Raw genomic sequence first — 227 nt, 5'->3', positions numbered from 1 at the left:
ACCGTGACGAACGCGGCCACGGGTGCCTATACGGTCGAGCTCAAGGACAACGTGCTGCATACGGCTGGTCCGAATGGCGAGGACAATGTCTCGGTCGGCCTCGGCTACACGGTCACCGACGCGGACAACTCGGTTGCCAACGGCACACTGACCGTCAGCTTCAACGACGACGTGCCTTCGGCGGCGAATGAAGCCGGCGGGGCTGTGCCGGAAGGCACGACGATCAG

Annotated in this window: 1 protein-coding gene; it reads left to right on the top strand. The window is 64.3% G+C overall.

Translation table 11 applies throughout. The features are described from left to right. A partial coding sequence (locus IB265_RS36465; protein ID WP_192496246.1) for a hypothetical protein occupies positions 1 to 227 on the top strand: 227 nt, incomplete at both ends.

Source organism: Ensifer sp. ENS10 (assembly GCF_014852025.1).
Taxonomy (GTDB): domain Bacteria; phylum Pseudomonadota; class Alphaproteobacteria; order Rhizobiales; family Rhizobiaceae; genus Ensifer.
Note: the sequence above shows the minus strand (reverse complement) of the source record. Positions and strands in the feature narration are given on the sequence as shown.